The 6,906-nt window shown below is 31.0% G+C and carries 7 protein-coding genes and 1 pseudogene; all 8 read right to left on the reverse strand.

Features of this window, described 5'->3' with window-relative positions:
* Nucleotides 1-9: 9 nt before the first annotated feature.
* On the reverse strand, nucleotides 10-1,320 hold the full coding sequence (gene fliI, locus BUB36_RS07835; RefSeq protein ID WP_073148743.1) for a flagellar protein export ATPase FliI: 1,311 nt from the start codon (nucleotides 1,318-1,320) through the stop codon (nucleotides 10-12).
* Between the two features lie 5 nt (nucleotides 1,321-1,325).
* Complete coding sequence (locus BUB36_RS07840; RefSeq protein WP_073148745.1) at nucleotides 1,326-2,108, reverse strand: FliH/SctL family protein; 783 nt, start codon at nucleotides 2,106-2,108, stop codon at nucleotides 1,326-1,328.
* Nucleotides 2,101-3,111 (reverse strand): flagellar motor switch protein FliG, encoded by a 1,011-nt coding sequence (gene fliG, locus BUB36_RS07845; RefSeq protein WP_073148747.1) that lies wholly within the window; start codon nucleotides 3,109-3,111, stop codon nucleotides 2,101-2,103. The genes BUB36_RS07840 and fliG overlap by 8 nt, the downstream gene beginning before the upstream one ends.
* A gap of 11 nt (nucleotides 3,112-3,122) precedes the next feature.
* A complete protein-coding gene (gene fliF / locus BUB36_RS07850; protein ID WP_073148749.1) occupies nucleotides 3,123-4,676 on the reverse strand; it encodes a flagellar basal-body MS-ring/collar protein FliF in 1,554 nt (517 codons plus the stop codon).
* Nucleotides 4,677-4,804: 128 nt separating this feature from the next.
* Nucleotides 4,805-5,095, reverse strand: coding sequence for a flagellar hook-basal body complex protein FliE (fliE, locus tag BUB36_RS07855; protein ID WP_073148751.1), 291 nt, complete (start codon nucleotides 5,093-5,095; stop codon nucleotides 4,805-4,807).
* A gap of 17 nt (nucleotides 5,096-5,112) precedes the next feature.
* Complete coding sequence (flgC, locus tag BUB36_RS07860) at nucleotides 5,113-5,553, reverse strand: flagellar basal body rod protein FlgC (protein ID WP_073148753.1); 441 nt, start codon at nucleotides 5,551-5,553, stop codon at nucleotides 5,113-5,115.
* 4 nt (nucleotides 5,554-5,557) lie between these two features.
* Nucleotides 5,558-5,962: a flagellar basal body rod protein FlgB gene (gene flgB, locus BUB36_RS07865; RefSeq protein ID WP_073148755.1), complete on the reverse strand. Its 405-nt coding sequence runs from the start codon at nucleotides 5,960-5,962 to the stop codon at nucleotides 5,558-5,560.
* A 717-nt stretch (nucleotides 5,963-6,679) separates the two neighbouring features.
* Nucleotides 6,680-6,906: pseudogene (locus BUB36_RS19655) on the reverse strand (hypothetical protein); the annotation flags it as partial.

Here is a 6,906-nt window from a genome sequence, read left to right on the forward strand (position 1 = left end):
GGTCTATATTTATATAAATGTAATTTTTTCTAAATCCTTTAAAGTATCGTCAAAGCTTACCTTTTCATCTATACCTTGTGTAAGAAAATCATTGAAAGCTTCAATTTTTTCAATGGCTATATCAATCTTTTTGTTATTCCCCTTAGAATATGCACCTATATTAATCAAATCTTCTGCCTCCTTATAAACAGAAAGGTACTCTCTAAATATTCTTGAGGCTTTTATGTGATTTTCAGTTGAAATATTTGGCATAACCCTGCTTATACTATTTAAAATATCAATTGCTGGATAGTGTCCCTTGCTGGCTAATTTCCTAGAGAGAAAAATATGTCCATCAAGGATACCCCTTACTGCATCGGTTATTGGTTCGTTTAAATCATCGCCATCTACCAGAACAGTATATAAAGCAGTGATAGAACCTTTTTCCGAATTTCCAGCTCTTTCCAAAAGCTTAGGCAATACAGCAAAAACAGATGGAGTATACCCCCTTGTAACAGGCGGTTCTCCTACAGCCAGTCCTACTTCTCTTTGGGCCATTGAAAATCGAGTTAGCGAATCCATCATCAGCATAACATTTTTCCCTAAATCCCTGAAATATTCAGCTATAGCAGTGGCAATATACGCTGCTTTTGTTCTAACTAATGCAGGCTTGTCAGATGTCGCAACGACTAACACAGATCTCTTTAAACCTTCCTCCTGTAGATCATTATCTATAAACTCCCTTACTTCTCTGCCCCGTTCTCCAATTAAGGCTATAACATTTATATCAGCCTTTGTATTTTTTGCAATCATTCCCATCAACGTACTCTTCCCTACACCGCTTCCTGCAAAAATACCCATTCTCTGCCCAGCGCCACAGGTAATAAGACCGTCAATGGCTCTGATTCCTAATTGTAAAGGTCTAGAGATTTTATCTCTCTGCAAAGGGTTTGGTGGCATATTGTCAACAGAATATCTTTTTTTCGAAATTAGATTTCCTTTTCCATCAATAGGATTACCTAATCCATCTAAAATCCTTCCTAAAAGGTGCTGTCCAACATTTACTTGTAGCGAATGTCCTGTTGCAACAACTCTACTACCAGGTCCTATACCATTCATATCACCTAAAGGCATAAGAAGAACAATTTCATCTTTAAAACCAACTACTTCAGCTTTTATAGGGCTTCCTTCCTTCAATGGATATATGTAACAAACCTCTCCAATTTCTACAGCAGGACCTAAGGATTCAATGGTTAATCCTACTAATTTTGATACCTTTCCACTGTATTTAATTAAGTTGGAATTATCTAGTGCATCAAAATATTTTTTTAAAAAGGACATTAATATCACTCACTTTTTAATAACTCTTCAAACATTTCTTTAACTTGATCAAATTGGGTTTTAATACTGCTGTCAACACTTCCAGATTGCGTATCTATAATACAACTGCCCTTTGATAAGGATTTATCTTGCTTAATAATGATATCATTTATGTTTTGGCTTAAAGCCAATATCTTATCCTTAGAGCTTAAGACAAAATCATAATCATCTACGCTAACTCTTAAAATAAGATTTTCTGTAAAAGCACATTTTTCTAATCCGATTTTAATCAAATTAAGTATAACATCATATTCCTCTTCAACTTTTTTATTCAGTATTTTTTCAACTGTTGAAATAGTTAATTTTATAATCTCTTCTTCTAAACCATTAACTAAAGATCTCATATTTGCTTCTGTCTGCCTTTTTATTGTAAGTGCTTCCTGTATAATACTATCTGCTTGAAGCTTTCCTTCTTTAAAACCTTCTTTTTTCCCCTGTTCAAATCCTTCCTTCCGTGATTGCTCCATTATTTTTTTTGATTTTTCATAGGCCTCAGAGATAATTCTATTTTCTTCCTTACGAGCATCATTAATCCTTTGTTCATATAATAGATTCATTTCTTCGATTTTCTTTGAAATCAAATTCTCTTCTTCTTTTAATCTTTCTTTTAAATTCTCACCCTCATTAGATTCAGAATTAGATATATCATCAGTCCTTTTTTTAGCTATATTACTGATAGAGTCCTTGATTGGAAGTCTATATTTATTTTTATCAACGATTATCTGGGAAGACTTTAAAACTCTAGACAATTATTTCATCTCCTCCACCACGTGATAATATTATTTCTCCAGCTTCTTCTAGTTTCCTAATAATATTAACAATCTTCTGTTGTGCTTCTTCAACATCTCTAAGCCTAATAGGTCCCATAAACTCCATGTCTTCTTTGATCATTTCAGCCATTCTCTTAGACATATTGGCAAAAATCATATCCTTAACTTCCTGAGTAGAACCCTTTAAAGCAACAGCCAATTCATTGTTATCAACTTCTCTGATAAACCTTTGTACTGATACGCTATCAAGGGTAATAATATCTTCAAATACAAACATTCTTTTCTTAATATCTTCAGCTAGTTCAGCATCCTGTATTTCCAATGTTTCAATGATAAACTTTTCAGTACCTCTATCAACAGAGTTTAAGATATCTACTATAGTTTGAACTCCACCAGTTGTAGTATAGTCCTGAGTTACCATAGATGATAGCTTTCTTTCCAAAACATATTCAACTTCCTTAATTATCTCAGGCGATGTTCTTTCCATTGTAGCTATTCTTTGAGCTACATCGGCTTGCTTTTCCTGAGGTAATGAAGATAAAATTTGACCAGCTTGACTAGTACTTAAATAGGAAAGTATCAAAGCAATAGTCTGTGGATGTTCATTTTGGATGAAATTCAATAACTGTGTAGCATCGGCTTTACGAACAAAATCAAAGGGTCTAACCTGTAATGAAGCCGTAAGTTTATTTATAATTTCTAAAGCCTTATTTGAACCCATAGCTTTTTCGAGAACTTCTTTTGCATAGTTTATACCGCCTTCTGAAATGAAATTCTGTGCCAAACATACTTGATAAAACTCTTCAATGACATTTTCCTTTTCTTCAGCAGATATTTTCCTCATATTGGCTATTTCTAGGGTAAGTTCTTCTATCTCGTCATCCTGTAAATGTTTAAATATCTTAGCAGACTTGTCAGGCCCTAAGGCAATTAACAAAACTGCAGCCTTTTCGCGTCCTGTCAATCCCATTTTTCTTGACATCAACAACACTCCTAATCTTCATTCAACCAAGTTCTGAGAAGTTGTGCAACCAGTTCTGGTTTTTTATCAACAAATTTATCTATTTGATATTTATAACTTGATTTATCGTTTAAGTCTATATCGATTTCTTCTATATCTTCATCAAAATCATCAGCAGAATTATCAAGCATTTCACTTACTTCGTTCTTCCTTCTTCTAATTCTTACTACCGCAATTATTGACCCTATAATAACTAATAAAGCTATAACACCAATACTTATTACAGGTATATTATTTAAAATACTCGTATTCTCTTCACTACTTATTGCGAGTAAGTTATCTTGCTGAGAGTCAGTAAAGTCTCTTGCCATCACTTCAACCATTTTTGTTTCCAATCCAGCTGCGGCAGATACTAATTTAATAAGTCTTGCCTTATGTTCATCAGTTAATTCTCCATTTTCAAGGGTCTTCTTATTTAATATTATTGCAACAGTGATATTTTTGACACTGCCAGTTTCTTTTACAATATTTCTTCTTATCTCATTAAGCTCATAATTTACACTTTTATTTTCCTTTGAAAACTTTGAATTATTAGAATCTATTTCTTTATATTCAGTTATCGAATCCGAATTGGAATCTGTTCCTGGGGGACCTCCCTCTGTTCCATTAACAACTTCTTCCTTTAGTTCTTGCATGCTTCTTATAAGACCACTAGTCTCACCTTCAACGGGTGAAGAATATTCCTTTATATCGGTTATTTCTCTATCAAAATCAAGATTAACATTAACCATTATATCAACATTATCATTACCATATATTTTAGCTAAAAATTTTTTCAAACTTTTTTCTAAACCTTTAGTAACTTCTTGCTGCATATCAAATTTTTTATCTAGTGAATATCCATCATCATCAATACCACCCTCATTTAGCATCCTACCCGTATTATCATGAATAGAAATATTGTTCATTTCCAATCCTTCAACGGCATTAGCCACTAACATAACAATGCCATTAACCTCCTGTTCAGATAATTTGAATCCATGTTTAAAGGTTAATAGAACCGATGCTTTCGATTGCTTTATTTCTTCCGTTAAAAAATCAGAATTATCAGGTACTGTAAGCAACACATGGGCTTTTTCGATACCATTTATTTCCTCAATCGTTCTGGCTAATTGATTCATTTTTGCCTGCAAATATTTTTTCCTTTTATCGTCATTTGTCATAGTAAGTGTATTACTATTAAATGCATCCTCCCAAGTTATACCCTTTGAAGGGAAGCCTTCAATGGCTAAGTTCATTCTAGCCTTATTAAGATTTTCTTTTGGTACGGAAATTGAAGTACCTCCATTTTCAGCTCTGTATTGTATATTCATTTCTTCAAGCTTTTGAGTAATTTTGCCAGATTCATCAAGGCTTAAGCCGTTATATAAAGTAACATATTTAGGTTTAGTTATGTATAATATCGATAATGCCAAAGTTAATACTAAAAACAAACTACCAACACCAATTAATATTTTTTGTTTCTTACTAAGGGACTGGAAATATTCATTTAATTGGTTTTGTATCTTTGTTATTGAATCCCCCATTTAAATCCTCCATTCATTGCTAGAAAAATAATTTTAAATTAATTTTTACTCGGCGGATTTTATTCGAATCAAGAGTATTTCTAGTTAAAACAAGAAACAGTTTGATATTTCACACCGAAAACTCATATTTATATTTGCATCCTCATTATCTCTTTATAAGCGTCTAAAACCTTGTTTCTTACTTCGATGGCAAATTGCAAAGCAATTTCGGATTTTTGTGATGCTATGATAGCTTCATGTATATTATCTATTTCTCCAACAGCTAACTTAAGTCCCATTTCCTTTGCCTCATTTTCATAAGAATTTAATTTATCAATGGATTCTAATAAAAAGCTTTTAAAATCACTATCCTTTATTTTTTTTCTATCCTCAAGATTAGTTCTTAGAAGCTCAGAATTATGTATATTAGATATTTTCATAGTTTACCCCCAAACCATTATCGACCAATTTCTAGAGCCTTCATAGCCATACCCTTAGTGGTATTTATTGCAGTAACATTCGCTTCATAAGCTCTAGAAGCAGATATTAGATTAATCATTTCAGTAACAATATCTACATTAGGCATTAAGACATAACCTTTTTCATCTGCTTCTGGATGACCAGGATTATAAACTCTTTTAAAAGGAGACTTGTCATCTTTTATAGCACTAACCTCTACACCAGTACCAGCTTTATAACCATTTTTAACTTCATTTAAAAAATCAGAAAATGACTTACCTTGTTTTTCTTGGAAAATGGGAACTTGCCTTCTATATGGCATACCACTACTTGTTCTAGTCGTATTTACATTAGCAATATTTTTGGAAATTATATCCATTCGTAATCTTTCAGCTGTCAATCCAGTAGCACTTATATTTATAGATTTAAAAAAGCTCATTTATTTATTTACCTCCCTTTGAAATACACATTTTAATTTTACTTATCTGTCCTGATAATTGACGAGCTAATAAATTAAACTGAATGTAATTTTTAGAAAGCTCAGCCATTTCCACATCCACATTAACATTATTTTTATCCTTTCTAAAACTCGTACCCATTTCTCTAGTAATTTTTGGTTCTAATAAGCTTATGTCATTATTAGAAATATGTTTAGGATGGGTTTTATTTAATTGTATAGAACTATTTGTAATATAATCCTTTAATATGGAATCAAATTTAACATTCTGCCTTTTATATCCAGGAGTATTAACATTTGCAAGATTATTAGAAATTGCAGTATTTTTAAGCCATGATGCGTCCATTGCTTTTTTGTAAATATCTATATTTCCATATAGTTTATTTAACATCTCTTCAACCCCCATTTTTTTTACAATATTGCAATATGTCATTATTCTACAAAATTCGATAAAAACCTTTATTTTTTTTCTAAAAATACTATGTTTTTTTCATAATAACATTTTACATTAATTGTAATGAATTGTTAATTATTTTTGCAACTATTATTTAAACATAGTACTAAGTTACTAGAAGAAAAAAGCAAAATTTGTCGAATTCTAAGCTCTTAGTATTATATTTTGACAATACTAATTAACAAAAGGCAAATTTATATCTATTTCATCATTTCACTATAAAATTCATATAAATATCAACCTATAATTTTACTTCAAAGTAGTATCATTATCTTTAATGCCATTCATTCTTATATTTTCTGATTTTTATCAAATCCATTCACCATAAAGCAAAACAGCCCATAATAAAAGAAATACAAATCTTTTACTATGGGCTATTCAAATTGCAAACATTATATTTGATTCAAACAGCTAGTCCATAATACTAATTTTAACAATTCACTTTAATCTAATAATCTTAATATAAGAACGGCTTATACATACGTATATCTGCTCTTATTCATTAAGATTATATCTTGAATTCATCATATTTTTTTAATGACTTTAGTTTAATATACCACAAATAGCTTTTTTTGTCAAATTTCTATTTTATTTTGATAGTGTCAAGATACTGTAGGAAAAAAATTTAAAAAAAATTCTTATGTTCTGATGAAATTAAGCACCACGAACAGACTTGAGTAATTCACTAGCCCAAGTTCTTTTCCCAATATTCAAAACAGTTATATTATCAATTTTTTCTTCTACTTTTTTATTTAATTTTCTTTTTACAACTCTTTTATCTAACTTCTCGATTCTTTTTTCTTTCTGCTTTTCTTTTCTCTTTTTTATCATTGTTTCATATACTTTCCCACCATTGGCACGATGTACTCTTAGTCGTGCCA

Source organism: Paramaledivibacter caminithermalis DSM 15212 (assembly GCF_900142245.1).
Taxonomy (GTDB): Bacteria; Bacillota; Clostridia; order Peptostreptococcales; family Caminicellaceae; genus Paramaledivibacter; species Paramaledivibacter caminithermalis.